General features: G+C 44.1%; 22 protein-coding genes, 11 tRNA genes and 3 rRNA genes. 34 read left to right on the top strand and 2 right to left on the bottom strand.

The window, feature by feature from the left end; genetic code table 11:
- Positions 1-7 precede the first annotated feature (7 nt).
- Entirely contained in the window at positions 8-892 is an 885-nt protein-coding gene (locus ACYQ0Y_RS03315) for a DNA-methyltransferase (RefSeq protein ID WP_407883507.1), read from the bottom strand.
- Positions 893-949: 57 nt separating this feature from the next.
- On the opposite strand from ACYQ0Y_RS03315, the gene ACYQ0Y_RS03310 reads away from it, so the two are divergent.
- The 17 genes from ACYQ0Y_RS03310 (at position 950) to ACYQ0Y_RS03230 (ending at position 16,422) form a co-directional block, all read left to right on the top strand.
- Positions 950-2,665, top strand: a complete 1,716-nt coding sequence (locus tag ACYQ0Y_RS03310; protein ID WP_407883505.1) for a hypothetical protein — start codon at positions 950-952, stop codon at positions 2,663-2,665.
- A gap of 132 nt (positions 2,666-2,797) precedes the next feature.
- Positions 2,798-3,223, top strand: a complete 426-nt coding sequence (locus tag ACYQ0Y_RS03305; RefSeq protein ID WP_407883503.1) for a hypothetical protein — start codon at positions 2,798-2,800, stop codon at positions 3,221-3,223.
- A 362-nt stretch (positions 3,224-3,585) separates the two neighbouring features.
- Positions 3,586-4,872: a tyrosine-type recombinase/integrase gene (locus tag ACYQ0Y_RS03300; RefSeq protein ID WP_407883501.1), complete on the top strand. Its 1,287-nt coding sequence runs from the start codon at positions 3,586-3,588 to the stop codon at positions 4,870-4,872.
- A gap of 269 nt (positions 4,873-5,141) precedes the next feature.
- The gene (locus tag ACYQ0Y_RS03295; protein ID WP_407883499.1) at positions 5,142-5,879 is read left to right on the top strand and encodes a YebC/PmpR family DNA-binding transcriptional regulator; all 738 of its coding nucleotides are present in this window, start codon (positions 5,142-5,144) and stop codon (positions 5,877-5,879) included.
- 112 nt (positions 5,880-5,991) lie between these two features.
- Positions 5,992-6,981, top strand: a complete 990-nt coding sequence (gene comGA / locus ACYQ0Y_RS03290; protein ID WP_407883497.1) for a competence type IV pilus ATPase ComGA — start codon at positions 5,992-5,994, stop codon at positions 6,979-6,981.
- Positions 6,908-7,978, top strand: coding sequence for a type II secretion system F family protein (locus ACYQ0Y_RS03285; protein ID WP_407883495.1), 1,071 nt, complete (start codon positions 6,908-6,910; stop codon positions 7,976-7,978). The genes comGA and ACYQ0Y_RS03285 overlap by 74 nt, the downstream gene beginning before the upstream one ends.
- The gene (gene comGC, locus ACYQ0Y_RS03280) at positions 7,978-8,316 is read left to right on the top strand and encodes a competence type IV pilus major pilin ComGC (protein ID WP_407883493.1); all 339 of its coding nucleotides are present in this window, start codon (positions 7,978-7,980) and stop codon (positions 8,314-8,316) included. The genes ACYQ0Y_RS03285 and comGC overlap by 1 nt, the downstream gene beginning before the upstream one ends.
- A 13-nt stretch (positions 8,317-8,329) precedes the next feature.
- The gene (locus tag ACYQ0Y_RS03275) at positions 8,330-8,734 is read left to right on the top strand and encodes a hypothetical protein (protein ID WP_407883491.1); all 405 of its coding nucleotides are present in this window, start codon (positions 8,330-8,332) and stop codon (positions 8,732-8,734) included.
- 179 nt (positions 8,735-8,913) lie between these two features.
- The gene (locus ACYQ0Y_RS03270; protein WP_407883489.1) at positions 8,914-9,387 is read left to right on the top strand and encodes a hypothetical protein; all 474 of its coding nucleotides are present in this window, start codon (positions 8,914-8,916) and stop codon (positions 9,385-9,387) included.
- Entirely contained in the window at positions 9,377-9,691 is a 315-nt protein-coding gene (locus ACYQ0Y_RS03265; RefSeq protein ID WP_407883487.1) for a hypothetical protein, read from the top strand. The genes ACYQ0Y_RS03270 and ACYQ0Y_RS03265 overlap by 11 nt, the downstream gene beginning before the upstream one ends.
- Before the next feature lie 70 nt (positions 9,692-9,761).
- On the top strand, positions 9,762-10,772 hold the full coding sequence (locus ACYQ0Y_RS03260; RefSeq protein ID WP_407884019.1) for a class I SAM-dependent methyltransferase: 1,011 nt from the start codon (positions 9,762-9,764) through the stop codon (positions 10,770-10,772).
- Positions 10,773-10,809: 37 nt separating this feature from the next.
- Positions 10,810-11,994, top strand: a complete 1,185-nt coding sequence (locus ACYQ0Y_RS03255) for an acetate/propionate family kinase (RefSeq protein WP_407883485.1) — start codon at positions 10,810-10,812, stop codon at positions 11,992-11,994.
- A 154-nt stretch (positions 11,995-12,148) separates the two neighbouring features.
- A complete protein-coding gene (locus tag ACYQ0Y_RS03250; RefSeq protein WP_407883483.1) occupies positions 12,149-13,543 on the top strand; it encodes an amino acid permease in 1,395 nt (464 codons plus the stop codon).
- Positions 13,544-13,660: 117 nt separating this feature from the next.
- Positions 13,661-14,272 carry a metallophosphatase gene (locus ACYQ0Y_RS03245; RefSeq protein ID WP_407883482.1) on the top strand — a complete coding sequence of 204 codons (612 nt, stop codon included), beginning with the start codon at positions 13,661-13,663 and terminating at the stop codon, positions 14,270-14,272.
- 91 nt (positions 14,273-14,363) lie between these two features.
- A complete protein-coding gene (locus tag ACYQ0Y_RS03240) occupies positions 14,364-15,005 on the top strand; it encodes a YutD family protein (RefSeq protein WP_407883480.1) in 642 nt (213 codons plus the stop codon).
- Positions 15,002-15,790, top strand: a complete 789-nt coding sequence (locus ACYQ0Y_RS03235) for a TIGR01457 family HAD-type hydrolase (RefSeq protein ID WP_407883478.1) — start codon at positions 15,002-15,004, stop codon at positions 15,788-15,790. Before ACYQ0Y_RS03240 ends, ACYQ0Y_RS03235 begins: the two co-directional genes overlap by 4 nt.
- Positions 15,772-16,422, top strand: a complete 651-nt coding sequence (locus tag ACYQ0Y_RS03230; RefSeq protein ID WP_407883476.1) for a TIGR01906 family membrane protein — start codon at positions 15,772-15,774, stop codon at positions 16,420-16,422. The genes ACYQ0Y_RS03235 and ACYQ0Y_RS03230 overlap by 19 nt, the downstream gene beginning before the upstream one ends.
- Positions 16,423-16,489: 67 nt before the next feature.
- Here ACYQ0Y_RS03230 and ACYQ0Y_RS03225 read toward each other — a convergent pair whose 3' ends face one another.
- Positions 16,490-17,134: a VTT domain-containing protein gene (locus tag ACYQ0Y_RS03225; protein WP_407883474.1), complete on the bottom strand. Its 645-nt coding sequence runs from the start codon at positions 17,132-17,134 to the stop codon at positions 16,490-16,492.
- 302 nt (positions 17,135-17,436) lie between these two features.
- Between ACYQ0Y_RS03225 and ACYQ0Y_RS03220 the strand changes: the two genes are divergently transcribed.
- From ACYQ0Y_RS03220 to ACYQ0Y_RS03140, 17 genes are all read left to right on the top strand, one after another.
- Entirely contained in the window at positions 17,437-18,018 is a 582-nt protein-coding gene (locus ACYQ0Y_RS03220) for a peptidylprolyl isomerase (protein ID WP_407883472.1), read from the top strand.
- 18 nt (positions 18,019-18,036) lie between these two features.
- The gene (locus ACYQ0Y_RS03215) at positions 18,037-18,405 is read left to right on the top strand and encodes a CvfD/Ygs/GSP13 family RNA-binding post-transcriptional regulator (RefSeq protein WP_407883470.1); all 369 of its coding nucleotides are present in this window, start codon (positions 18,037-18,039) and stop codon (positions 18,403-18,405) included.
- A gap of 53 nt (positions 18,406-18,458) precedes the next feature.
- On the top strand, positions 18,459-18,830 hold the full coding sequence (locus tag ACYQ0Y_RS03210; protein WP_407883468.1) for a hypothetical protein: 372 nt from the start codon (positions 18,459-18,461) through the stop codon (positions 18,828-18,830).
- Positions 18,831-19,155: 325 nt separating this feature from the next.
- Positions 19,156-20,730 (top strand): 16S ribosomal RNA (locus ACYQ0Y_RS03205).
- A 75-nt stretch (positions 20,731-20,805) separates the two neighbouring features.
- Positions 20,806-20,879: transfer RNA gene (locus ACYQ0Y_RS03200), tRNA-Ile, on the top strand.
- A 22-nt stretch (positions 20,880-20,901) separates the two neighbouring features.
- Positions 20,902-20,974: transfer RNA gene (locus tag ACYQ0Y_RS03195), tRNA-Ala, on the top strand.
- Between the two features lie 146 nt (positions 20,975-21,120).
- Positions 21,121-24,039 (top strand): 23S ribosomal RNA (locus ACYQ0Y_RS03190).
- Positions 24,040-24,102: 63 nt separating this feature from the next.
- A 5S ribosomal RNA gene (gene rrf / locus ACYQ0Y_RS03185) occupies positions 24,103-24,219 on the top strand.
- Together the 16S, 23S and 5S rRNA genes with 11 tRNA genes alongside form the textbook arrangement of a ribosomal RNA operon.
- A gap of 5 nt (positions 24,220-24,224) precedes the next feature.
- Positions 24,225-24,297 (top strand) — tRNA-Val (locus ACYQ0Y_RS03180).
- Positions 24,298-24,305: 8 nt separating this feature from the next.
- Positions 24,306-24,378: transfer RNA gene (locus tag ACYQ0Y_RS03175), tRNA-Lys, on the top strand.
- Between the two features lie 34 nt (positions 24,379-24,412).
- Positions 24,413-24,485 (top strand) — tRNA-Thr (locus tag ACYQ0Y_RS03170).
- A gap of 21 nt (positions 24,486-24,506) precedes the next feature.
- A tRNA-Gly gene (locus tag ACYQ0Y_RS03165) sits at positions 24,507-24,578 on the top strand.
- A 17-nt stretch (positions 24,579-24,595) separates the two neighbouring features.
- A tRNA-Leu gene (locus ACYQ0Y_RS03160) sits at positions 24,596-24,681 on the top strand.
- A 6-nt stretch (positions 24,682-24,687) separates the two neighbouring features.
- Positions 24,688-24,761 (top strand) — tRNA-Arg (locus tag ACYQ0Y_RS03155).
- Between the two features lie 25 nt (positions 24,762-24,786).
- Positions 24,787-24,860, top strand: a tRNA-Pro gene (locus tag ACYQ0Y_RS03150).
- Between the two features lie 30 nt (positions 24,861-24,890).
- Positions 24,891-24,964: transfer RNA gene (locus tag ACYQ0Y_RS03145), tRNA-Met, on the top strand.
- Positions 24,965-24,984: 20 nt separating this feature from the next.
- A tRNA-Ile gene (locus tag ACYQ0Y_RS03140) sits at positions 24,985-25,058 on the top strand.
- Positions 25,059-25,075: the final 17 nt, after the last annotated feature.

Here is a 25,075-nt window from a genome sequence, read left to right as displayed (position 1 = left end):
TGATTGATTAGCTGTGAAGACCTAAGAAGATGGACTTACCACGATTTTTCTTGAACTCGTCCAAGCGTTTTGAACTAGCCTTAAATTGTTTTTCATCCAATTCAAACGCATAGAAATTTCGTCCCAAATCGGTTGCTGTTATTGCCGTAGTACCGGAACCTGAGAATGGATCAAGTAATAAATCTTCTGGGTTCGAGAATCTACGAATAAGGTAAGACCACAAATCAAATGGTTTAGGTGTGGCATGTTTAGCACCGTTATCACCATAAACATATGATTTGTTCTTCGGTCTGGTGGTAACGAACGTGTTATCGATCGTTGTGTTATCAACATAGTTTTCTGCAAGGTTAGCAATCGTTCGTTGGGTTGTGGCAAAAGAGTTCGTGGCGATTAGCGCATACTCTGACCAATATTTTGGATCTAAAGTTGGTTGTGGGTTCGTTTTTGCCCACTCGAAAGTGCTATCGACGATCCATTTATCCTTAATTTTTGGCGATTTTTTGAGCCAGTTGCGCATGATTTGGACATTGGCATACCGATTGAAGACGATCATGGCGCTATCATCTGCCATCTTTGGTTCGATTACTTCCAAGAAGTGTTCGAAGAACTTTTGCTTAAGGATTGAGAGAATGGTTAAGCGCCGGTCAGTTGTGGTGGATTCGTCAGCATATTCAGCTTTGAGGGCAGGATCTGTTTCTAGCAAAATACGTGCGTCATCCCAAGTTTCACCGTTAATACCAGCCGATACATCTTTTTTAGTGGCGGTGTTCAAAAAGTAGGGTGGATCTGTTATCAGCAGATTTACACTCTTGTCGGGAACTTGTTGAATGAGTTTGAATGAATCACCCTCGATAATTCGATTTAGGGCGACTTGTTGAGGCATTTCTGACATTAGGTTACTTCCTTAAGGGACATATTAATTAGGCATAATTTTAACAGGAGTTTGATGATGACGGAAGATTTAAAAAAACGAGCGCACGAAATTTCGGTAAAAATTGAGGCAGATTGGAAAGCTCATTCTCGGCGATTTGACTACCTGTTTGAGTGTGCGGTTCATCGATATCTCGGCTTGAACGCGCAAGAAGCTATGGAATTAACAAAAATATGGCTCGAACATCCCGAACGAAATATTGACGTTGCGATAATGATATCTGACTATGCTGGAACACAAGGTGATCAGCCATTGCGAACATTTGCTCGAGAAAGCTTCGGATGGAATTTATCAGATAAAGATGAACAATTTGAACTATTTGGTGAAGTAGCCGTACGACGAGCAATTTTTGTTAGCCAAAAGCAAAACTTGATTTATCAGCGTAATCTAGCTAATAAATTGGACCTTTCAAATAATTACAGCAGTAATCGATATTTTCGGAAGTTTTCTAATCTTGTTGATAGGCCCATATATGGTCGTTTACTTCTGGCCGATCTTTCAAAATTAGAACCTAAGTATCGAGAGGCCTTAAGCAGCAGAAATTCAGTGGACGAAGAACATTACAAATATTTTTGCAAATTAAGTTATTCCGCGCTTATTTTAAGTGACGACGAGGATGGTAGAGAAACCATCTTACCGTTGCTTAAGCATTTGTTTTTCGATAACGGTAATGAGAAATTTTGGGATTCCTTTAATTGCTCAGATATTGAAGCCTATGCTAAATATTCAATTACAACGGAAAGCTCAATTAAGCAGCTTTTAATTGAAAATTCAATTGAGGACGAGCGTTTACAACTTCCAATAGCTATGTTGTCAGCACAACAAGTGTTGGACAATGATAAAGAAAGACTGAACGCTTATAACAGATCGCTTTGGTACACAACTAGTTTGACGGATCTGGTATCGACTAACTCAATGGTGTTAAATCATGAGCAGCATTTACAACTCCAAGCAATTAACCAGGCTACAACGGAGGCAATACAGTATCTGAATAAGCGAGAGAAGACTAGAGATGATCGAACTGTCAGCGATCTTCCATTTGCTGAGGTTCTTCAACCAGACGTGATGGCAGAGAAGCTAGGCATCACCGCTGGTGACGTGAGAAAGTACAACCTAGTTTTGTTTTATCACTCTGGCATTCAAAACCTCGGGTTAAGTGAGAGCACGATCAAAAGGTTACTGAATGAAAACGGTGAATTAACGCAGACTAAGCAAGCGCAGGTTAAGAAGCGTGATCTGCATAATGGCAAGCTCATCTGGTTAATGTTGCATCCCGAGGAGGGGAAGACTAAATTGGCCAGAGAATTAACTGCGGTAAGAAAATCACTCACTAGCTTTGAATACCTTGACGCGATGAATGAGTATCAGCGTGGTACCTATAAAGTTCAGCAATTGTTTGTGGACTATATGGAATCAGGTGATCGACTGAGTTACAAGATCGAATACCTAAGTCAACTGGACGGCTGGTCAAAAAACTTCATCTACCGGAGCCTCTACCAGTACTGGTTCTATCTATATAAGGAAGCTAAGAATAGCCGATTGAAGTATCTTCGCCAACATGATGACGAAGCAGGGAACTTGTTAGTGGTTAAGCAGGGTAAGCAGGTATTTTCTGATGACGCAGAGGTGGCGTTACGTGAACAAATCGCTAAAGAGGTTTGCCTGATCAAACCGACCTTACTTGATAAAGTGATCGATAATAGTGGGGAGTATAATTCTGGGCGGAAAAAATGAATTAAGTGGCAAAAAGAACTCAATTCGTCTGTAGTTGTGAACTGAAAATGGGCGGTTTTTTACAAGATTTGACTTAAATCTACAACAGAGTTCCAATCACATTACCTATAAATATTAAGGAGTGTGATTGTTATGTCGACCACGAGTGAAATGTTAACTAGAGTTCAAAATATTCTACACGATCCTAAAAATCAGAAAGGCTTAACTCGTCAGGAATTGTGGCAGAAACTGGCCGAAGATAAGGACTTTGTCAAAGTTATGTACAACGCCGAGGGCGATCCACGAGGTGGCTTGTTGTTAGGTATCATTCATCGTGTTAAGGATGGCAAGATCCCAGGCCTAGTGCAGGTTAAGTCAGCTGACGGCCGTAGCTTGATTATGGCTGACGATCGGCCAATGGCGCCATTGGTAAGGCAGTTAGAGGATTTTTTGAAGGCAGCCAGAAACCTTGCTAAACCTCAAAAGATGACGAGCAGCATGGTTAAGTGGTACGAGCAGTATACAGAAGAGATCGGCAGATTACGGAAGCTAGCTGACGAGACGGTTGGTTTTAAGTAATACCAAACGCTATTAATATAGAAGAAAGCGATGACTGCTCATTTTTTGAGCGGTTTTTTTGTGCTCAAATTTGATCAGATGACTGGGATTTGACCGTTTAAAGAGTTACAACACATCAAAATGTGTTGATGGATAAGAACTTCCTGTGCACGAAGAGAAAAGTGTGTAGGCTTAATGTATCGATTAAGGAAAGGGCAGAATCATGGCGAATAAGTAGTGTGGTTAAGGCTTTTAAATGACGAGAAATTATTGAAATAAGAGGTCTGCTTATCTAAAAGCGCTGATAGATAAGAATGACCGGCCAAAGAACTTAAAACTAAGTACGCTAAACATATCAAACGTTAGAAAGGTAGATTGGAATTATGACAAAGCAAAATGCGACAGGTAAGGTAGTAAAGGGAAAAGGCAAGGTTTGGATTGGTAAAACAACTTCGGGCGTATTGAAGCGGGAAGACGGAAGCTTGTTGTTCCGTGTGAAATTTAATGTAAACGGTAAAGCCACTCAATTTGAAGAGGCTGTGTACAATAAGTTGGATAAACGAACAGCTGAGAAAATGTGGAATGACTGGGCTATGCAAGAAAAGGCTAAGGCACAAGAGAATCCCTTTATGGATGAAACCCCAACATTTGCCGAAGTGGTTAAAAATGAGGCAGGGTGGACGAGCTGGCTAGAGGAGGTCTCACGAAGCGAAGATAGCATTAGCCACGTCCGTTCTAAAGCTAAAATGTTGTTGGAAAATGATGACCTTGCAGGATTTGTAAATAAAAAAATCAGCAAGATTTCGCGAGGCGATTGCCAACAAGTGATTAACACGTTAAAAAAATCAGGGCAAACTTATTGGCAATGTCATGCTGTTAGGCAAACGTTATCTTCAATTTTTAGATATGCTGAAGAGCAAGACTTCGTTGAAAATATTCCAAGTAGTCATGTGCGCTTAGAAACCGCAAAGCAAGCCCAAACGAGGAAAAATGATCAGGCAAAGGACTGCTTTTTTGAGGGAGAGCGCGAAAATATTGTCAATTACCTCTTGTCGGATGAAGTAAAGCCAGCTCAGCGGATACTAATTTTAATTGCATTGGCGACGGGGCTACGTCAAGGTGAGTTATTAGGGTTAACTTGGGATGACTTTCATAAGTCGGAAAACGATTATTATCTGACCGTAAAACGGGAGGTGACTATTTCGAAAATGAAGACCAACGCCATTGATGCTAGAGTTAGTATCAATAAATTTACCAAGGCAGGTGATTTACGGTCGGTGCCTCTGTTAGCAGAAGTCGGGAAAATATTAGAGGAGTATCAAAAGACTGCTGATCATACTAAGTGGACGATAAAGGGAGAAGAATATGATTTCATTACGTGTCATGACGGCCGTCCCTATGTCGGAAAGACAGCACATGAATGGTGGCAAGTCATTAATCGGAAATTGATTGAGAAGGGGTTACTAAATCGTGTTCTTACATTTCATAAATTAAGAGCCACTGCCATTACAATGTTGGCTAATGAAACTGAGTTATCTATTTTTGAGGTTTCGGTTATTGCTGGCCATCATAGTGTACAGGTGACTCAAGGTTACTATCTATCTCACGAAGAGGAGCACATGCAAAAGCTGAGTCAAAAGATGAACGGTGTTTTACACAAGGCGTCATAAGGGGAACTTGACCTTTGTAATCAAATGTTTCGTTAAGCGCTGGAATGAAGACTGTCACTATTAAGTTGGTGGCAGTTTTTAGTTTACCGGTTTTGAATAAGCTATTCGAGATCAAATCGAGCTGTTCAAAATGAATCGAGTAATCGATCAATCATGTTTTAGTGTGTTTTAAAACCTAAGTGAAACAATTGAAGCACGGGGCTGCTGGTGGTATAGTTGTAAAGGTTATTTTGACCAAAATAATAATTACCTCAAAGGAGTTGCTGAATATGTCAGGACATTCCAAGTGGCATAACATCCAAGGACGTAAAAACGCCCAGGATGCTAAGCGTGGAAAAATTTTCCAAAAAATCTCACGTGACTTATACCAAGCCGCAAAAGCTGGTGGTGCCGACCCTGACGGCAACGCCCAGTTACGGTTAGTTATGGATAAAGCCAAAGCAGCCAACATGCCAAAAGATGTTGTTAAACGCGCTTTGGATAAAGCCACAGGCGCTGGTGGTCAGAAGTTTGAAGAGATTACCTATGAAGGTTATGGCCCTGGTGGAACAGCAATCATGGTTTCAGCCTTGACCGATAACAAGAACCGGACTGCTTCCGCCATCCGGTCGGCTTTCACTCATCATGGTGGTGCGCTTGGGGCATCTGGCTCTGTAGCATACATGTTCAATCGTCGCGGATACATTGTCATTTTGCGTGATGAATTAGATATCGATGAAGATACTATGTTAATGAGTGTGTTAGATGCTGGTGCTGATGATATGACAACCACTGATGAAGCTTTTGAAATCTATACAGACCCAAGTCAATTGGCTGCAGTTCGTGATGCTTTACAGGAACAGAACTTTGATTTAGATACAGCGGAAATCACGATGATTCCGGAAAACGTCACGACAGTTCCTGCGGACAAAGCCAAACAGTATGAAAACTTAATTGATGAACTTAGTGATAACGATGATGTTGCTGATGTTTACGAAGCAGCGGAAGTCGCTGAACCAGCTGAATAATCGTCATCATTGATAAATTGAGGACGCCAACTTGAAAAAGTTGGTGTTTTTTTTTTTCAAAAAAATATTAACAAGCAATTTGCGTATGTAGTGGTTGAAGGGAGTGAGGAAGATGCAACCAGCAGATCATTTAAACCAAGTCGTGGCGCAGGCAGTTGCCAAAGCCGCAAGTGATATCTATTTATTTCCCAAGGTTGTTGGATATGAATTAATTATTCACACAGCTTCAGGAATTGTGAAGTTAACTGATTTGTCTACAGAACGAGCCCAGCAATTGATTGCTTACATTAAATATGAAGCAAACATGGTGATTAGCGATCATCGACGCCCACAGTTAGGCGCCCTGACTTATCGAGTCGGACAACGGGAGTTACATTTGCGGTTGTCAACAGTTGGTGACTTTCAAGATCATGAGTCAATGGTTATCCGGATTATCTACCCATTAGCAAGCTTCCAGAAGCACGTGACAACGACCGATCAGTGGCGATTCCTAACTAATTTGGCAACCCGGCGTGGTCTGATGGTATTTAGTGGACCGACCGGCTCGGGTAAAACAACATCACTTTACCGGTTAGCTCGTCAGTTCAGCGAAGAGTCGGTGATTTTATCCATTGAAGATCCGGTGGAAATTCATGAATCATCCTTTTTACAATTACAGATTAATGAGTTAGCTGGCATGGATTACAACGCTTTATTGAAATTAGCCCTTCGCCATCGACCGGATGTCCTACTTATTGGCGAAATTCGCGATGAACAAACAGCCAAAGTTGCTTTACAGGCGGCGCTCAGTGGGCATCTCGTGCTCTCAACGGTTCACGCGCAAAATGTTTTGGGTGTTGTAAGTCGCTTAGAACAGTTGGGCGTGAGCAATCAGGATCTAGAACAGGCGCTAACAGCGGTGTGCTATCAGCGATTAGTACCTGGTATTCAACAACCATTGGTAATTTATGACTGGTTAAGTAATGATGAATTATTTGGTGAACAACGATCTAAAATTCGCTGGCATCAACAAATGACCGGGAGGTGGCATGATGCGCTCAATCAATCAGTCTTTAATGGTCAAGTTGCACCTAACGTGGCCGAAGCATTTCGAGCAGGTTGATCAGAAAAAAATCAGCCGATTGCATACTGCTCAGGCTGCTCAATTCTTTAGCTTGATGGCAGACGTGTTAGCTGTGGGATTCTCATTACGAGAAGGGCTAAACTTTGCACGGATCATGCTCCCTAGATTAGGTAAGCAACTAACGTGGTTACAAAAGCGACTTAGTTCGGGGGAAGCCTTCGCGGCGGCCATCAAACCATTGGTTGACGTAGATGTTTATTATCAAATTAAAATTGCGGAGGAAAATGGGGCGTTAACAGAAGTAATGACTAATCTAGGCAATTACCTGGCTTTACGATCTCAGCAACAGCAAAAGATTCGGTTAGCGCTTCGTTATCCGCTATTTATTTTATTGGGATTAGGAATTTTGCTGATTGGCGTTAAAGAAGCGTTGTTACCGGAACTACAGGCTTTAAATCCACAATTGGTGCTCCGCTCACCATGGATGATGCCAATGTTATGGCTACTGATTGCCTTAATTATTGGATTGATTTTAGTTAGTGTTTGGGTATTGCGCCAACCCCGATTACGACGTTTGGAGATAGGGGCACATGTGCCAGTGATCGGTCCTGTCTTACAGTTGTATTGGCATTATTATCTTTCAATGAATCTAGGTCTGTTAATGGGAAGCGGTTTACAAACACGGGATGTTTTGCAGCTTCTGCTATCTTACCAACAACAATCAGTCTTACAACAATTGGCGGCGAAGCTAGATAAGCACCTTCGCACGGGGGCGGAACTTAATCGATTTGTGGATCAGCACCACTTCTTGCCTAATTCTTTCAAAATATTTTTCAGTAAAGGGTTGACCAGCGCACAGTTAGCTAAGGATTTACAAGCGGATGCTATGCTAACCTATCAGCGTTTATTTCGGAAAATTGAAAGTATGATTGGATTAATTCAACCCATTTTGTTTGCCGTTATTGGGTTAGCCATTGTCGGATTGTATTTAAGTTTGCTTTTGCCGATGTATCAAACAATTGGAGGACTATCATAATGAAATTCTTTTTTAAAGCGCCGAGTCACTTGCACTTTAATCGGGCACGGTCAGGCTTCACCTTGATTGAAATGGCCGTAGTCTTATTTATTATCTCGCTGTTAATTCTAATTATTTTGCCCAATATCACTGATTCACGACGAAGCGCGACAAAAACTCATGGGCAGGCATTAACTCAAGTGGTTCAAACACAAGTTGATCTCTATCAAAACGATCATGGAGATCAAACAGTGACCTTTGATGAACTACAAACCGGTAAATACTTAACTGGAAGGCAAATTGATAAGGCGAAGGCTGAAGGAATTGAAATTAAAGATAATGTCGTGGGACAAAAATAGAAGCGGTTTTACCTTGGTTGAAACGCTAGTTGTCTTATCAGTGACGCTTTTAATTGTGGGCTTTGGCATGCTGAAGTTTCACACAAGCCGACAAATTCAAACGGAACGCACGTTTATTAGTGCGACTTTAGCACTAGTTGAGCGAGCAAAATCCCAAGCAACTCGGCGTGAAGTCACGGTTATAATATCTTTTGATAAGCACTTTGTTTGGTACAGAGAAGGTGCTAAAACACCTGTAGCCAAGCTAGTTATCCCGCAAACATTACAATTAATTCAGGGGCGGCGAATTGTTTTGGCCGGATCAAGAATGGTTACACCGACGTCGTTAATTTTTCTGTCAACACGCCGGATTGAGTATACATTAAAACCACAGTTAGGGTGGGGAGTTATTCATGTTACAGAAACGGCAGTCTCATAGAACTGGTTTTATGCTGATGGATTCGTTATGTGCGCTAACGATTGCAACTTTGTGTTGCTTATTCGTTGCTGAAACAAATTATATGATGAGCCAACGATTACGCGAATTGGAGCGTGAGGAGCAGACAACTAAATCAGATTACGAAAAAAGTAGTCATCGATGGGGGATGATTTTGAGTCATGAGACGACATCTGCAAGGCTTTACTTTGATCGAAACACTGTGGGCACTGGCGATCGGAATTTTGGTCTTCTTCACCGTCGCGCTCACTGCCCAACAGCTGACACGTGATTTTGAGCGGCCCTTACAAGTTCGTGAACAATTGGACAACGCTTTGATCCATTTAACCAGTCCGACTAGCCAATTTAAATATCTCAGCGGGGACAAACACACAGTTGAACTAGCCGGCAATGATCGTTCTGGCCGCCGTCATGAATATGTATTGGCAGAAAAGCATGGCCAATTATTGCTGACAACATTGAATGGTGGTTATATGCCATTGGCAGAGCTGGTTTCTCAAGTGAAATTTAATTATGAAAAAAACAGTCAGTGTTTATCCCTTCTGGTGACATTTGCCAGAGGACCAAAACACCCACAAGGACAGCAAGTGACCGGAGTGATTTCTTTACCGATGGAAGATACGCATGGAAAATAAATCTCGATCCGGGTTCATTTTGCCCTCTTCAATTTTTTTAATGGTACTAGCGGTGGGATTGATACTGCTACATATTCACGCCTACGAGGCTTCAGCCCAAGCGTTGCGTAGTAATATTTATTATTGGCAAATTCAGACAATCACAAATGAAGTAAACGAGGTACATTACTATCGACCAGAGCAAAAGACTTTTGTGTTTAAAAACGGTCGAGCAACGTTAACTAATTCACAAATAAGCATCGTTTTAAATGGGGGTCAAACCGCGTCACGCCAAGTTTGGCAGCGCAAACAAGCCTTGAAATAATGCTCAATAATCGGTATCCTTAGTAAGGACAAGAATAATTAGTGAGCGGTATAGAAAGCAGGTGGTTGCACTGGCACAAACAGATGTAGAAACGCTGTTTCATCGGCTTGATCAAGCAACGTTGCTGCTTCAACAACAGTTATCAACCAGTTATTTAGATGCATTGATTGAAGTTGGTGACGATTTAATCGATGGTGGCCAAGTTCGTGTGGAAGAGGGCCGGCCTGACGTCACTGCGACGGCGGAATTGACGAAGCTTTATCAGGGAATTCAACCTCTGTTGGTAGACGCTGAGACGACGCGACGTGGCTTGCAGTTGGCTTTGCTGAAGGATATTGAAACAGACGCGATTGATGCGAATCATCAACTCACACCTGATAGTATTGGTTTCTTAGTGACCTATCTAGCTAACCAATTAATGCGACAAACGCAAATGTCGGTGTTAGACCCAGCGGTTGGAACTGGCAATCTTTTAACAACGGTGATCAACCAGTTGAGTCAAGTGGACGACGTTCAGATTCAGGGTTTTGGTGTAGACAATGATGACTCGATGCTAGCTATGGCAAACGTCATGAGCACTTTACAACATCGTGATATCCAATTATTCCATCAAGATGCATTGGATCCCTTGGTCATGCCAAAGATGGATTTAGTCGTCAGTGATTTACCAGTTGGCTATTATCCACGTGATGACCAGGCCACTCATTTTAAGACAGCAGCTCAACAAGGACACTCATATGTCCATCATTTATTGCTGGAACAGTCGATTAATCAATTAGTTGCCGGTGGATGGGGAATCTTCTTAGTGCCGAGTCAGTTGTTTACTTCAAATGAAGCACCTAGTTTGGTGAGTTGGATACAAAGTCAGGCTCATTTGCAAGGAATTTTAAATTTACCAAGTGAACTTTTTCAAAATAAACAAGCGCAAAAGGCCATTTTGCTGTTGCAAAAACATGGTGGTTCGGCCAAACAGGCGGGCCAGGTGCTGCTTGGTGAATTTCCTTCATTGAAAGATGCTCAAGCCGTGGCAGATTTTACTAATCAAATTGATGAGTGGGTCGTCACTAACGTTTCACAGTAGCCGACACGAATGTTTGAATTTAAAGGAGAATGTATTTATGGCAAAGACAATCGCAGTTAACGCAGGAAGTTCGACCTTAAAGTTTCAGCTCTTTGATATGCCTTCAGAGAAAGTGATTGCTAAAGGGTTAGTAGATCGAATTGGTTTAGCCGAAGGTTCTTTCACAATTTCGTATGGAGATGGGGAACACTTTAAGCTAGAACAGCCATTTAAGGATCACAAGGTAGCAATTAGTATTCTGCTGAAGGAGCTCATCGATCTAAAGATTATTGATAGCTTTGATGAGATTACGGGGGTTGGTCACCGAGTTGTTGCTGGGGGTGAGTTCTTTAAGGACTCTGTCGTTATCAACGATGATGTTTTAGCTAAAATCGACTCATTAGCAGAATATGCCCCGTTGCATAACCCAGCCAATGCAACGGGAATTCGGGCGTTTAGAGAAGTCCTACCTGACGCAACGGCTGTTGCAGTCTTTGATACTTCCTTCCATACGACCATGCCAGAAGAAAACTATCTGTATTCAATTCCTTATGAATACTATGAAAAATTTGGTGCTCGCCGTTATGGTGCTCACGGAACCAGTCACCGGTATGTTTCGCATCGTGCTGCGGAAATTCTGGGTCAACCATTAGATCAAATGAAAATCATTACGTTACATTTGGGAGCAGGGGCTTCAATTGCAGCTATTGAAAACGGTAAATCGATTGATACGTCAATGGGCTTTACGCCATTGGCTGGGATCACGATGGCAACTCGTTCTGGGGACATCGATGTCTCACTTGTCACGTTCCTCCAACAAAAGCTTGGTGTAACAAATCCAGAAGCAATGATAGATATGTTAAACAAGAAGTCGGGTCTCTTAGGGATTTCCGGTATCTCAGGTGACATGCGGGATCTAGAAAATAGTGATGAGCATCGAGCAAAGTTGGCGATTGAAATCTTTATTAACCGTATCGTTAAGTACGTAGGCTCGTACATCGCAGAAATGGGCGGGGTAGACGCTTTAGTCTTTACCGCTGGAATTGGTGAAAACGCACCAGAAATTCGGGCTGCTATCACAGATGCCTTTAACTTCATGGGCATTAAGATTGATGCTGAGCGTAATAATGTTCGTGGCAAAGAAACCGTTATTTCAACGGATGATTCAACTGCCAAGGTCGTATTGGTACCAACAGATGAAGAATTGATGATTGCGCGTGATGTAGAGCGATTGTCCAAATAGTGGCTACGCAAAAGGCTGATCATAAGTGATCAGCCTTTTTTGAGCCTTAGAGTGAATTTATTTCATCGATGTCGTGAAATGTTTTCGTTTGTTCATCTAAACTGATACCGTTATAATTAATTTCATTAGTTAAATGGAGAAAGTAGGTACATGAATGGCAGAAAATCAGGAGACAACCCAACAATTGTCACGAGCGTTAAAGAGTCGCCACGTACAATTGATCGCAATTGGAGGGACGATCGGAACCGGACTTTTCTTGGGGGCCGGCGAATCAATTCATCTCGCGGGGCCAGCCATCCTTCTGGTTTACACTTTGACCGGACTAATGTGTTTTTTCTTGATGCGGGCATTGGGTGAATTACTCATGTCGGACCTTTCGCAACATTCATTTATTGATTTTATTGATCGGTACATTGGTGAACGAATGGGATTTGTAGTGGGATGGACGTATTGGGTTTCATGGATCACGATTGCCATGGCTGAAATCACCGCAGCTGGCTTATATTTTAAATTCTGGTTTCCTAGTGTGCCTCAATGGGTTCCGGGATTTGTGATACTGATCGTTTTACTGGGATTAAATTTAATTACTGTTGAGGCCTTTGGAGAGACTGAATTTTGGTTTGCAATCATCAAGATTGCGGCCATTGTGGCATTAATCGGTATTGGATTAGTCATGGTATTCTTATCGGTTAAGACGCCAGCTGGACACGCTTCATTTGCAAATTTGGTTCGTAACGGTGGTTTCTTTGCCAAAGGAGCCAAGGGATTTATGTTGTCGTTTCAAATGGTGGTTTTTGCGTTCGTGGGAATTGAAATGGTTGGGTTGACGGCCTCAGAGACGGCCAACCCACGTGAAGTGATTCCAAAGGCCATTAATGATATTCCAATGCGAATTATTATTTTTTACGTGGGCGCGTTATTAGTGATTATGAGTATCTATCCTTGGTCGGCTGTTTCACCTGACAGTAGTCCCTTTGTACAGGTTTTTCAAAATGTGGGGATTAAAGCAGCTGCCGGGATTATCAATTTTGTGGTCCTCACTGCGGCAGCGTCTGCTTGTAATAGTTCGTTGTTTACAACTGGACGAATGCTTTACTCATTAACCTTCGACGGAACCAGTCGCTTCTCAAAGCGGATGAGTCGTTTATCAAAGCACCAGGTTCCGGCAAATGCACTACGTTTCTCTACGTTAGTTATCGCGGCAGCTGTTGTGTTGAATTTACTATTTCCTGCCGGCGTCTTTACCTTAATTTCAAGTATTGCAACGACTTGTTTTTTGTTTATCTGGAGCATGATCATGGTCGCTCACTTGCGTTATCGTAAAGAACTTAAGCAACGCCAACAATCAGTTGCGGCATTTCACTTAATTGGTGCGCCGTTCACAGATTACTTAGTCATTGGTTTTCTCGTATTCGTTGCCATTGTGATGCTTTTTAAATTTGAGACACTGGTCGCTTTAGTTGGCGCCGGTATGTGGTTGATCGCTTTGTACATTTTTCACCGACTTTCAAGAAAGTCCACGACAGTCATTTCGTCAAAGAATGAGTAATGAAATTTTGAAACACATGAGTGAACGTCTGACTCCAACTGGGGGCAGACGTTTTTTACAGTAAGGTTTTTGGTGGATGTGGTACAATTGTTACCATTAATGATAGGGGGCATAGCTGTGCGTTATTTTACGTCAGATACGCATTTTTTTCATAAACAGTTATTGGGCCAAAATGATTTTGCACCCCGGCCATTCTTGACTGTCGAGCAGATGAATGAAACGATTATCGAAAATTGGAATTCGGTGGTCACTGATCGAGATACAGTTTATCATCTTGGCGATATTGCGATGTATTTTACACGACCAGCCAGTGTCTCTTGGAACGCCGTAAATGAAGTGTTGCACCGACTAAATGGTCATTTGGTTTTGATTAAAGGCAACCATGATAATCGAGATTTATTTAAGTATTTGGCTGCCCATAATGAACCGTTAGAAGATGGTGAGCCCAAATTTCAGTTTCATGATGTGGGTGTGTATTTAAAATACGATCATCGCCAGTATTATTTGACACATTATCCATTTTCATTAGGAATTGTTGGCAATATCATTAATCTGCATGGGCATATCCACCACTATGCGATGCCGGCCAAAGAGAATATTAATGTTGGAGTGGATACTCCTGAAACAGCCTATTTAGATCATGAAGTTCCATTTGGACGTCCTTTTTCTTTTGCAGAAATTGAGCAGATGATCAACGGTAAGGCTGATGACTATCACAAACGGCGCTGACAAAGCGCATTACTAACAAAGAAGGTGTTTTATTATCGATCGCGAGCACATTGCCCAATTAGCCCAAGAGGCCGCAGTTAAACGCGCGGCAATGTTTAATGTCGTGCGAGAAAATGATGCGCAGTTTTTCATTAATGGGCATCCATACGAATTAGTTTACGATTTTCACCAAGCGTTCGATGTTCATCAATTTGCTGATCGGTACAGTACTGTGCTCAGCAAATATGATTTTATCGTTGGCGATATTGGTTTTGAACAGTTACGACTGAAAGGGTTCTACGCTGCTGATGCACCGCAAGTTCCTGTCAGTCAGACCATCACTGCATTGAATGATTACTTATATGAATATTGCAATTTTGGTTGTGCATATTTTGTTTTGCATAATTTAGATGTTGAAATTGATCAACAAGATCAACCACAAAAGGTTGATCGTCATCGTTCTCGGCACGCTTCTCGTCAGCGACGGCGCGAGGCTAGTTCAAACCAGCAGGTGGAGACTAACAATGGTAATCACCGGTCAACGCATTCTCAATCGGGAAATCAAGCAGTGTCGCATCATTCAAAAAATAACCGACCTCAATCGACGTTGGGGAATGATCGAACCACAGCGGCGGATAAACGGTCGTCGGTTAGGTCTGGATCAGAACAGCCACAGCGAACCGCTCATCGTAAAACACGGCGCCACTTTACTATCCGTCAAAAGGGTACGTCAGAATCAGGTACGTCCTCATGAGCGTTTATGACGGCTATTTAATTGATTTAGATGGCACAATTTATCAAGGTTCGCGTGAAATTCCTTCTGCGCAAAAATTTATGGCTCAGTTAATTGAAAGTGGGCGACCATACTTATTCGTGACGAATAATTCCACGCGTAGTCCTGAAGCAGTTGCTAGCAATTTGCGACAACATCACCATATTAAAACGACGGCTGACCATGTTTACACAACAGCACTGGCAACTGCTGATTACCTTCATGAGCAAGCAAACGGTCAAAAACGATCAGTGTACATGATTGGTGAGGCAGGATTAGCTAGTGCATTGCGGGATGCTGGCTTCGTGATCGTGACCGATGCTGCGTCACATCCAGATTTTGTGGTCGTGGGCTTAGATCGGGAAGTTACTTATGAGAAATTTGTACAGGCAGTTTTGGCCATTCAAAATGGTGCCACTTTCATCGCCACTAATCTAGATACAAATATTCCGAATCAACGAGGGATGTTACCGGGAGCTGGAGCAGTCGTTGATTTTGTGCGATATGCGACGGGGATTACCCCCATCTCCATTGGAAAACCGGCTGAAATTATCATGTTGTCAGCTCTGCGGCGCCTGCAATTAGGCACTGACCAAGTGGTCATGGTCGGTGACAACCTGCACACAGATATTTTGGCTGCTCAACAAGCTCATATGGCATCAATTTTAACGTTGACGGGGCTATCACAACGTTCAGATGTCAAGGAAAGTGGTATTATGCCGACGCATATTGTGGAGGACTTAACTAAATGGCGGATCGAAGGGTGATTTTGGCTAGGCTAACGCATTTTGGTCGTTACCTTGCCGGGTGGTTGTTTATTCTAACCAGTGCTATTTGGCTGACAGTGCATGCCGTGTGGCTATACCAGTTGACATTGAGAACGACAAATGTGCTGCAACAGGTCAATTTAAGTCGAGCAACGATGATGCATAATTATCGATATTTATTGGCTTACCTTGATTTTCCGTGGGTGACCAAGTTAGCATTGCCGAATTTTTCTGATTCTAAGGCAGGGCTTCAACACTTTGCTGATGTAAAGCATTTATTGATGTTGAACAATGTTGTGTTGATTATCACTTTGTTTATTACTGTCTGGGGATTGTGGCGCTTGCTCAAGCAACATCGATTGTGGGAATTGCAATTACCAATGCAAATTGCATTGCCAATTGCGCCAATTCTGGCATTAATCATGAGTATGAATTTCAATCAATTTTTTATTACGTTTCATGAAGTCCTATTTCGTAATGATGATTGGTTATTTGACCCTAACCGCGATCCAATTATTGATGCATTGCCGAGCAGTTTTTTCCTTAACTGTTTTGTTCTTTTTTTCATTATTTTTGAAGGTTGGTTAATCCTCGGCTGGTTAGTGGGACGTCAGGCAGTAAAGGCTATTTAAAAAACGTTTGTCCATTTTGTGGGCAAACGTTTTTTATGACTGAAGATTCAATTGGTGATGATGTTACTTACGATGCTTTGGTAAATTTACCATGCAAGTAGCCGATAATTGCGGGAATTAAAGAAATGCCGATGATACCAAGGACGACGATTGAAAAGTGTTCTTTGACAAACGGAATGTTGCCAAAGAAGTAGCCACCAGCACAGCATAAGGCGACCCACGCGAAACAACCAATTAGAGAATAACGAATGAATCGGCGATAAGGCATGCGGCTACCGGCTGCAACAAAGGGCGCAAAGGTACGAATGATCGGCATAAAACGGGCTAAAATGATGGCCATCGCACCATGCTTATTAAAGAAAACTTCGGATCGTTCAAGTGAGTCCTTTTGAATTAATTTGCCGAATAGTGAATGATTAGTCAAGGCTTGACCAACAGTGCGGCCAATTAAAAAATTGAGTGAGTCACCACCGATACAGGCGACTAAGAACAAGATAACAAAGGTCCAGATGTTCAGATGATACAAGGGATTAGCAGTTAAAGCGCTAGCAGCGAAAAGTAATGAGTCACCTGGCAGGAATGGAAAGATGACCGGACCGGTCTCAACAAAGATGATGGCGAATAAAATGAGGTAAGTCCAGTCACCGAAGTTGTTGACCAAGCTGACTAAATGCGCATCGATATGTAGGACAAAGTCAATGAGCGTTGACATAATGTTTCCTTTCAAAATGAAGTAGTCTAATTAATTTGGTGCCCTGATCAGTCAAGGCGATGGTGATACTATAGCAGAGATCGGCAGGTCACAAAATAGTGGGTGCAGGTTTAGTGGTAAATTTAATTAATTTCTTGAGAATTTGTTGTTGCCCCAGCGATTGACGAGTTTGATTGCATCATGGCGATGGGTTGTTTACAATAAGACAGACTTATAAATCATAGTTGATCAACTAAGTGGCTAAACGATTTTTGGCTGATAATAAACGTTAAAACTAGAATAAATAAAGGATGGCATAAGCGATGTATCCACAAATTGAAATTGGATTGGCAAGTGGTCCACAGGTGAATTTGACAACAACAATGGGAGAAATTAGTGTACAACTGTTTGAGGACTTAGCTCCGAAGACAGTTGCGAATTTTATCGGTTTGGCAGAATCTGGCTATTATGATGGCGTCAGTTTTCATCGCGTAATCGCTGATTTCATGGTTCAAGGTGGCGACCCGACAGGTAGTGGGGCTGGCGGTGAAAGTATTTACGGTGAGTCATTCGAAGATGAATTCTCGGATCGGTTGTTTAATTTTCGTGGTGCACTGTCGATGGCAAACGCCGGGCCAAATACGAACGGTAGTCAATTCTTCTTTGTCCAAGCGACAAGGGTTCCAGAAGATATGTTGGCTGATTTGAGTGAATCCGGTGTGGATCAAGCAGTTATTGATAAATATCGTCAAGGCGGTACGCCGTGGTTAGATGGACACCATACTGTTTTCGGGCAAATCACAGCAGGCATGAATGTATTGGATGAAATTGCAGCAGTACCAACAAACTATGAGGATCGTCCAGAAACGCCAATTCTGATCGACCACATCACAGTCACCAAGTGAGTTGAGGGGGCGGATGATGTGGATTATCGAATTGGCCAGATTGTTGATGGTGTTGTGACTGGCATCCAGCCTTATGGTGCTTTTGTCAGTCTTGATAATGAGCACCAAGGTTTGATTCATATTTCAGAGACACATTTTGGCTATGTGAAGGATTTGCATGATTACCTCACAGTTGGTCAAACTGTTAGAACTAAAATTCTTGACATCGATGAATATTCTCATAAAATCAGTTTGTCGCTTCGCTGTCTGGCGAAAACTGGGGAACCACATCAATCCGGTGGTTCAATCCATAAGCATTATTGGACAGATCGAAGTGTTCAAACGGGTTTTTCACCGATTGCCAGTGCAATGGGCGAGTGGTTGGATGAGGCTAACCGACGCTTTTGAAATTTCTTCTTAAATTAACTACTAAATGTACACCAATCCAGCGAGGAATTATGATGAAACAAGTTGCAGGAACAATTTTAATGACTGATGGAGAAAACACACAGTTTTTAGTTACTAGGGATGATAAGACTGGCACGTATCAATTTTTTAAAACACCAGTGGTGGCGGATAAAACGGCATTAGCCAGTATTCTAGAGCAAATGAGAGATCTCTTATCTATCGAGTTGAATGACTTAAGACTAAGCGAGCTGACGACTTGTGAAGTTAACCATGAAGATATTTCACTGTTTGTTTTTGATCACTTAGTCATCTCGCCTGAATTGCAAGATCGAGTGACTAAAGCCGGTTTATCATTTGTTGATGGTAGTCAGCTGCATGACTTATTTCATGATGTTAAGATTGATGCGGCCCCAGTTTTTGACTAATTTGCAACTTTTTTCAATTTGGGGCTTGACCGTTTTTACGGAGATTGATATAGTATTACTTGCTTTTACGAATGTTGATGCAGCAGCCATTTGAACGATTTAGTCAATTAAAAAGTTCCTCAAATTCTAATTGACATGATATTGCTTAAATGATATTATCTAATAGTTGTCTTGCGACAGCAAAGTAGATCTTTGAAAACTGAACAACGTTTCGACGAATCAAATGTGTAGGGTCTTTGAACTTCGGTTCAAAGCAATACAAATTGTGAAGTCAATTCACTTTATAACCAAGTAACAAAAACAAGAGCTATTTCAAATAACTCATTAATTTGAGAGTTTGATCCTGGCTCAGGATGAACGCTGGCGGCGTGCCTAATACATGCAAGTCGAACGCGCTTTGGTTCTAGATTGACGGTGCTTGCACTAGATTGAAAGAACAATGAAGCGAGTGGCGAACGGGTGAGTAACACGTGGGTAACCTGCCCTGAAGTGGGGGATAACATTTGGAAACAGATGCTAATACCGCATAACAACGAAAACCACATGGTTTTCGCTTGAAAGATGGTTTCGGCTATCACTTCAGGATGGACCCGCGGTGCATTAGCTAGTTGGTAAGGTAACGGCTTACCAAGGCGATGATGCATAGCCGAGCTGAGAGGCTGATCGGCCACATTGGGACTGAGACACGGCCCAGACTCCTACGGGAGGCAGCAGTAGGGAATCTTCCACAATGGGCGAAAGCCTGATGGAGCAACGCCGCGTGAGTGAAGAAGGGTTTCGGCTCGTAAAACTCTGTTGTTAAAGAAGAACGAATCTGAGAGTAACTGTTCAGATTGTGACGGTATTTAACCAGAAAGCCACGGCTAACTACGTGCCAGCAGCCGCGGTAATACGTAGGTGGCAAGCGTTATCCGGATTTATTGGGCGTAAAGGGAGTGCAGGCGGTTACTTAAGTCTGATGTGAAAGCCTTCGGCTTAACCGGAGAAGGGCATCGGAAACTGGGCAACTTGAGTGCAGAAGAGGGTAGTGGAACTCCATGTGTAGCGGTGGAATGCGTAGATATATGGAAGAACACCAGTGGCGAAGGCGGCTACCTGGTCTGTAACTGACGCTGAGGCTCGAAAGCATGGGTAGCAAACAGGATTAGATACCCTGGTAGTCCATGCCGTAAACGATGAATGCTAGGTGTTAGGGGGTTTCCGCCCCTTAGTGCCGCAGCTAACGCAATAAGCATTCCGCCTGGGGAGTACGACCGCAAGGTTGAAACTCAAAGGAATTGACGGGGACCCGCACAAGCGGTGGAGCATGTGGTTTAATTCGAAGCTACGCGAAGAACCTTACCAGGGCTTGACATCTTCTGCTAATCTTAGAGATAAGACGTTCCCTTCGGGGACGGAAAGACAGGTGGTGCATGGTTGTCGTCAGCTCGTGTCGTGAGATGTTGGGTTAAGTCCCGCAACGAGCGCAACCCTTATGATTAGTTGCCAGCATTAAGTTGGGCACTCTAATGAGACTGCCGGTGACAAACCGGAGGAAGGTGGGGACGACGTCAAATCATCATGCCCCTTATGTCCTGGGCTACACACGTGCTACAATGGATGGTACAACGAGCAGCGAAGTCGCGAGGCCAAGCAAATCTCTTAAAGCCATTCTCAGTTCGGACTGTAGGCTGCAACTCGCCTACACGAAGTCGGAATCGCTAGTAATCGCGGATCAGCATGCCGCGGTGAATACGTTCCCGGGTCTTGTACACACCGCCCGTCACACCATGAGAGTTTGTAACACCCAAAGTCGGTGGGGTAACCTTTTAGGAGCCAGCCGCCTAAGGTGGGACAGATGATTAGGGTGAAGTCGTAACAAGGTAGCCGTAGGAGAACCTGCGGCTGGATCACCTCCTTTCTAAGGAAACAAATCGGAACCTTACACATTAGTGGAAACGTTGTTCAGTTTTGAGGGATTTACTCTCAAGAGATTGGGCGCATAGCTCAGCTGGTTAGAGCGCACGCCTGATAAGCGTGAGGTCGGTGGTTCGAGTCCACTTGTGCCCATCGACAAATCACAAGACAACATGGGGAATTAGCTCAGATGGGAGAGCACCTGCTTTGCAAGCAGGGGGTCAACGGTTCGATCCCGTTATTCTCCATTGGTCACGTCAGTGACCGAGGATTGCACATTGAAAACTGAATCTTGATTCTTTTTATTAAAAACCGAGAACACCGCGTTTTTTGAGTTTTTTAACAAGTAATTGTTATTCGCTAAACTCACAACCGCAGTTCTTTAGAACTGTTAGGTTAAGTTAACAAGGGCGCACGGTGGATGCCTTGGCACTAGGAGCCGATGAAGGACGGGACTAACACCGATATGCTTCGGGGAGCTGTAAGTAAGCTTTGATCCGGAGATTTCCGAATGGGGGAACCCAGCCAGTTTAACCGCTGGTTATCACTAGGGGAATACATACTCTAGTTGAAGGTAGACGTTGTGAACTGAAACATCTCATTAGCAACAGGAAGAGAAAGAAAAATCGATTCCCTAAGTAGCGGCGAGCGAACGGGGAAGAGCCCAAACCAGACTGCTTGCAGTTTGGGGTTGTAGGACTGAACATTTGAGTTACCAAGGACCTTGATAGTCGAAGACGTTGGGAAGCGTCGCCATAGGGTGTGAGAGCCACGTAGACGAAATCAAAGTCCCTCAGTTCAGGATCCTGAGTACGGCGGAGCACGTGAAATTCCGTCGGAATTTGCGGGGACCATCCCGTAAGGCTAAATACTCCCTAGTGACCGATAGTGAACCAGTACCGTGAGGGAAAGGTGAAAAGCACCCCGGAAGGGGAGTGAAATAGTTCCTGAAACCGTGTGCCTACAAGTAGTTAGAGCCCGTTAATGGGTGATAGCGTGCCTTTTGTAGAATGAACCGGCGAGTTACGTTAGCATGCAAGGTTAAGGTGGAAAGACCGGAGCCGTAGCGAAAGCGAGTCTGAAATGGGCGATTGAGTATGTTGAAGTAGACCCGAAACCAGGTGACCTACCCATGTGCAGGTTGAAAGTGCGGTAATACGCACCGGAGGACCGAACCCGTGTCTGTTGAAAAAGGCTGGGATGACGTGTGGGTAGCGGTGAAATTCCAAACGAACTTGGAGATAGCTGGTTCTCTCCGAAATAGCTTTAGGGCTAGCCTCGGATTAGAGCATCATGGAGGTAGAGCACTGTTTGAACTAGGGGCCCGTCATGGGTTACTGAATTCAGATAAACTCCGAATGCCATTGATGTGTTATCCGGGAGTCAGACGATGAGTGATAAGATCCACCGTCGAAAGGGGAACAGCCCAGATCACCAGTTAAGGTCCCAAAATATGTGCTAAGTGGAAAAGGATGTGGAGTTGCACAGACAACTAGGATGTTGGCTCAGAAGCAGCCACCATTTAAAGAGTGCGTAATAGCTCACTAGTCGAGTGATTCTGCGCCGAAAATGTACCGGGGCTAAGCACATTACCGAAACTGTGGGTGCCACGTAAGTGGCGCGATAGGAGAGCGTTCTATGGGCGGAGAAGTCAGACCGTGAGGACTGGTGGAGCGCATAGAAGTGAGAATGCCGGTATGAGTAGCGAAAGATCAGTGAGAATCTGATCCACCGAATGACTAAGGTTTCCTGGGGAAGGCTCGTCCACCCAGGGTTAGTCGGGACCTAAGGCGAGGCCGAGAGGCGTAGTCGATGGCTAACAGGTTGAGATTCCTGTACTAGTTAAACGTGTTTGAACAATGGAGGGACGCAGAAGGCTAAACGATCCAGACGGATGGAAATGTCTGGTCAAGCAGCAAGGTGGTTCATGAGTTAAATGCTTATGAGCTTAACACCAAGCTGTGATGAGGACCGAATTTAGTAGGGAAGTCGTTGATGTCACGCTGCCGAGAAAAGCTTCTAGTGAGCGTTTAATTACCCGTACCGCAAACCGACACAGGTAGTCGAGGAGAGTATCCTCAGGTGAGCGAGCGAACTCTCGTTAAGGAACTCGGCAAAATGACCCCGTAACTTCGGAATAAGGGGTGCTGCACTAACGTGCAGCCGCAGTGAAAAGGCCCAGGCGACTGTTTATCAAAAACACAGGTTTCTGCAAAATCGTAAGATGACGTATAGGGGCTGACGCCTGCCCAGTGCTGGAAGGTTAAAAGGATGGGTTAGCGTAAGCGAAGCTCAGAATTGAAGCCCCAGTGAACGGCGGCCGTAACTATAACGGTCCTAAGGTAGCGAAATTCCTTGTCGGGTAAGTTCCGACCCGCATGAAAGGCGTAACGATCTGGGCACTGTCTCAACGAGAGACTCGGTGAAATTATATTACCCGTGAAGATGCGGGTTACCCGCGACAGGACGGAAAGACCCCATGGAGCTTTACTGTAGCTTGATATTGGGTGTCTGTATAACTTGTACAGGATAGGTAGGAGCCGTAGAGCTCGGGACGCTAGTCTCGAAGGAGGCGTTGGTGGGATACTACCCTTGTTATACGGCCACTCTAACCCGCGCCACTTAGCGTGGCGGGAGACAGTGTCAGGTAGGCAGTTTGACTGGGGCGGTCGCCTCCTAAAAGGTAACGGAGGCGCCCAAAGGTTCCCTCAAAATGGTTGGAAATCATTTGTAGAGTGTAAAGGCACAAGGGAGCTTGACTGTGAGACAGACAGGTCGAGCAGGGACGAAAGTCGGGCTTAGTGATCCGGTGGTACCGTATGGAAGGGCCATCGCTCAACGGATAAAAGCTACCCTGGGGATAACAGGCTCATCTCCCCCAAGAGTCCACATCGACGGGGAGGTTTGGCACCTCGATGTCGGCTCATCGCATCCTGGGGCTGTAGTCGGTCCCAAGGGTTGGGCTGTTCGCCCATTAAAGCGGTACGCGAGCTGGGTTCAGAACGTCGTGAGACAGTTCGGTCCCTATCCGTCGCGGGCGCAGGAAATTTGAGAGGAGCTGTCCTTAGTACGAGAGGACCGGGATGGACATACCGCTGGTGTACCAGTTGTGCCGCCAGGCGCATCGCTGGGTAGCTATGTATGGATGAGATAAACGCTGAAAGCATCTAAGTGTGAAACTCGCCTCGAGATGAGATTTCCCATTCCTATATGGAAGTAAGACCCCTCAGAGATGATGAGGTAGATAGGCTAGAAGTGGAAGTGTGGCGACACATGGAGCGGACTAGTACTAATCGGTCGAGGACTTAACCACGAAGTGGTGGTCCGGTTAAGATAAAAAGAATCAGATTCAGTTTTGAGTGGGTAACCCTCAGAGTGTGGTGATGATGGCACGAAGGATACACCCGTTCCCATGCCGAACACGGAAGTTAAGCTTCGTCGCGCCAAGAGTAGTTGGGGGATCGCTCCCTGCGAGGGTAGGTCGTCGCCATGCATTTTGGAAGATTAGCTCAGTTGGGAGAGCGTCTGCCTTACAAGCAGAGGGTCACAGGTTCGAGCCCTGTATCTTCCATTTTTGATGAGCCGTTAGCTCAGTTGGTAGAGCATCTGACTTTTAATCAGAGGGTCGACAGTTCGAGACTGTCACGGCTCATTGCCCTTAGAGGGTAGTGAAATTTTCGGTTAACGCCGACTTAGCTCAGTTGGCAGAGCATCTGTCTTGTAAACAGGGGGTCGGAGGTTCGAATCCTCTAGTCGGCATTGTACCATTTATATATTTATGCGGAAGTAGTTCAGTGGTAGAACATCACCTTGCCATGGTGGGGGTCGCGGGTTCGAATCCCGTCTTCCGCTTTGCCAATTTCTATAATGCCGGGGTGGCGGAATTGGCAGACGCACAGGACTTAAAATCCTGCGGTCAGTGATGACCGTACCGGTTCGATCCCGGTCCTCGGCACTTTTTGCACCCATAGCGCAACTGGATAGAGTGTCTGACTACGAATCAGAAGGTTGTAGGTTCGACTCCTACTGGGTGCATTGCAGAGTAATCTGCGTAGTATTTCGGGAAATAGCTCAGCTTGGTAGAGCACCTGGTTTGGGACCAGGGGGTCGCAGGTTCGAATCCTGTTTTCCCGATTTATAAATAGCTTGTTAGTTATTTATGATCGCGGTGTAGCTCAGCTGGCTAGAGCGTCCGGTTCATACCCGGGAGGTCGAGGGTTCGATCCCCCCCGCCGCGATTGGTACTTATGGTGAACTTGGACCTTTAGCTCAGTTGGTTAGAGCAGACGGCTCATAACCGTCCGGTCGTAGGTTCGAGTCCTACAAGGTCCACTATTAAGTGGCCGTAT

The sequence above is a fragment of the Furfurilactobacillus curtus genome, from assembly GCF_054657915.1.
This window is presented reverse-complemented; position numbering and strand designations above follow the sequence as displayed.

Coding starts and splice junctions, on each gene's coding strand:
- ACYQ0Y_RS03315 (WP_407883507.1), bottom strand. CDS start 892: ATGTCAGAAATGCCTCAACAAGTCGCCCTAAATCGAATTATCGAGGGT.
- ACYQ0Y_RS03310 (WP_407883505.1), top strand. CDS start 950: ATGACGGAAGATTTAAAAAAACGAGCGCACGAAATTTCGGTAAAAATT.
- ACYQ0Y_RS03305 (WP_407883503.1), top strand. CDS start 2,798: ATGTCGACCACGAGTGAAATGTTAACTAGAGTTCAAAATATTCTACAC.
- ACYQ0Y_RS03300 (WP_407883501.1), top strand. CDS start 3,586: ATGACAAAGCAAAATGCGACAGGTAAGGTAGTAAAGGGAAAAGGCAAG.
- ACYQ0Y_RS03295 (WP_407883499.1), top strand. CDS start 5,142: ATGTCAGGACATTCCAAGTGGCATAACATCCAAGGACGTAAAAACGCC.
- comGA (WP_407883497.1), top strand. CDS start 5,992: ATGCAACCAGCAGATCATTTAAACCAAGTCGTGGCGCAGGCAGTTGCC.
- ACYQ0Y_RS03285 (WP_407883495.1), top strand. CDS start 6,908: ATGATGCGCTCAATCAATCAGTCTTTAATGGTCAAGTTGCACCTAACG.
- comGC (WP_407883493.1), top strand. CDS start 7,978: ATGAAATTCTTTTTTAAAGCGCCGAGTCACTTGCACTTTAATCGGGCA.
- ACYQ0Y_RS03270 (WP_407883489.1), top strand. CDS start 8,914: ATGAGACGACATCTGCAAGGCTTTACTTTGATCGAAACACTGTGGGCA.
- ACYQ0Y_RS03265 (WP_407883487.1), top strand. CDS start 9,377: ATGGAAAATAAATCTCGATCCGGGTTCATTTTGCCCTCTTCAATTTTT.
- ACYQ0Y_RS03255 (WP_407883485.1), top strand. CDS start 10,810: ATGGCAAAGACAATCGCAGTTAACGCAGGAAGTTCGACCTTAAAGTTT.
- ACYQ0Y_RS03250 (WP_407883483.1), top strand. CDS start 12,149: ATGGCAGAAAATCAGGAGACAACCCAACAATTGTCACGAGCGTTAAAG.
- ACYQ0Y_RS03240 (WP_407883480.1), top strand. CDS start 14,364: ATGTTTAATGTCGTGCGAGAAAATGATGCGCAGTTTTTCATTAATGGG.
- ACYQ0Y_RS03235 (WP_407883478.1), top strand. CDS start 15,002: ATGAGCGTTTATGACGGCTATTTAATTGATTTAGATGGCACAATTTAT.
- ACYQ0Y_RS03230 (WP_407883476.1), top strand. CDS start 15,772: ATGGCGGATCGAAGGGTGATTTTGGCTAGGCTAACGCATTTTGGTCGT.
- ACYQ0Y_RS03225 (WP_407883474.1), bottom strand. CDS start 17,134: ATGTCAACGCTCATTGACTTTGTCCTACATATCGATGCGCATTTAGTC.
- ACYQ0Y_RS03220 (WP_407883472.1), top strand. CDS start 17,437: ATGTATCCACAAATTGAAATTGGATTGGCAAGTGGTCCACAGGTGAAT.
- ACYQ0Y_RS03210 (WP_407883468.1), top strand. CDS start 18,459: ATGAAACAAGTTGCAGGAACAATTTTAATGACTGATGGAGAAAACACA.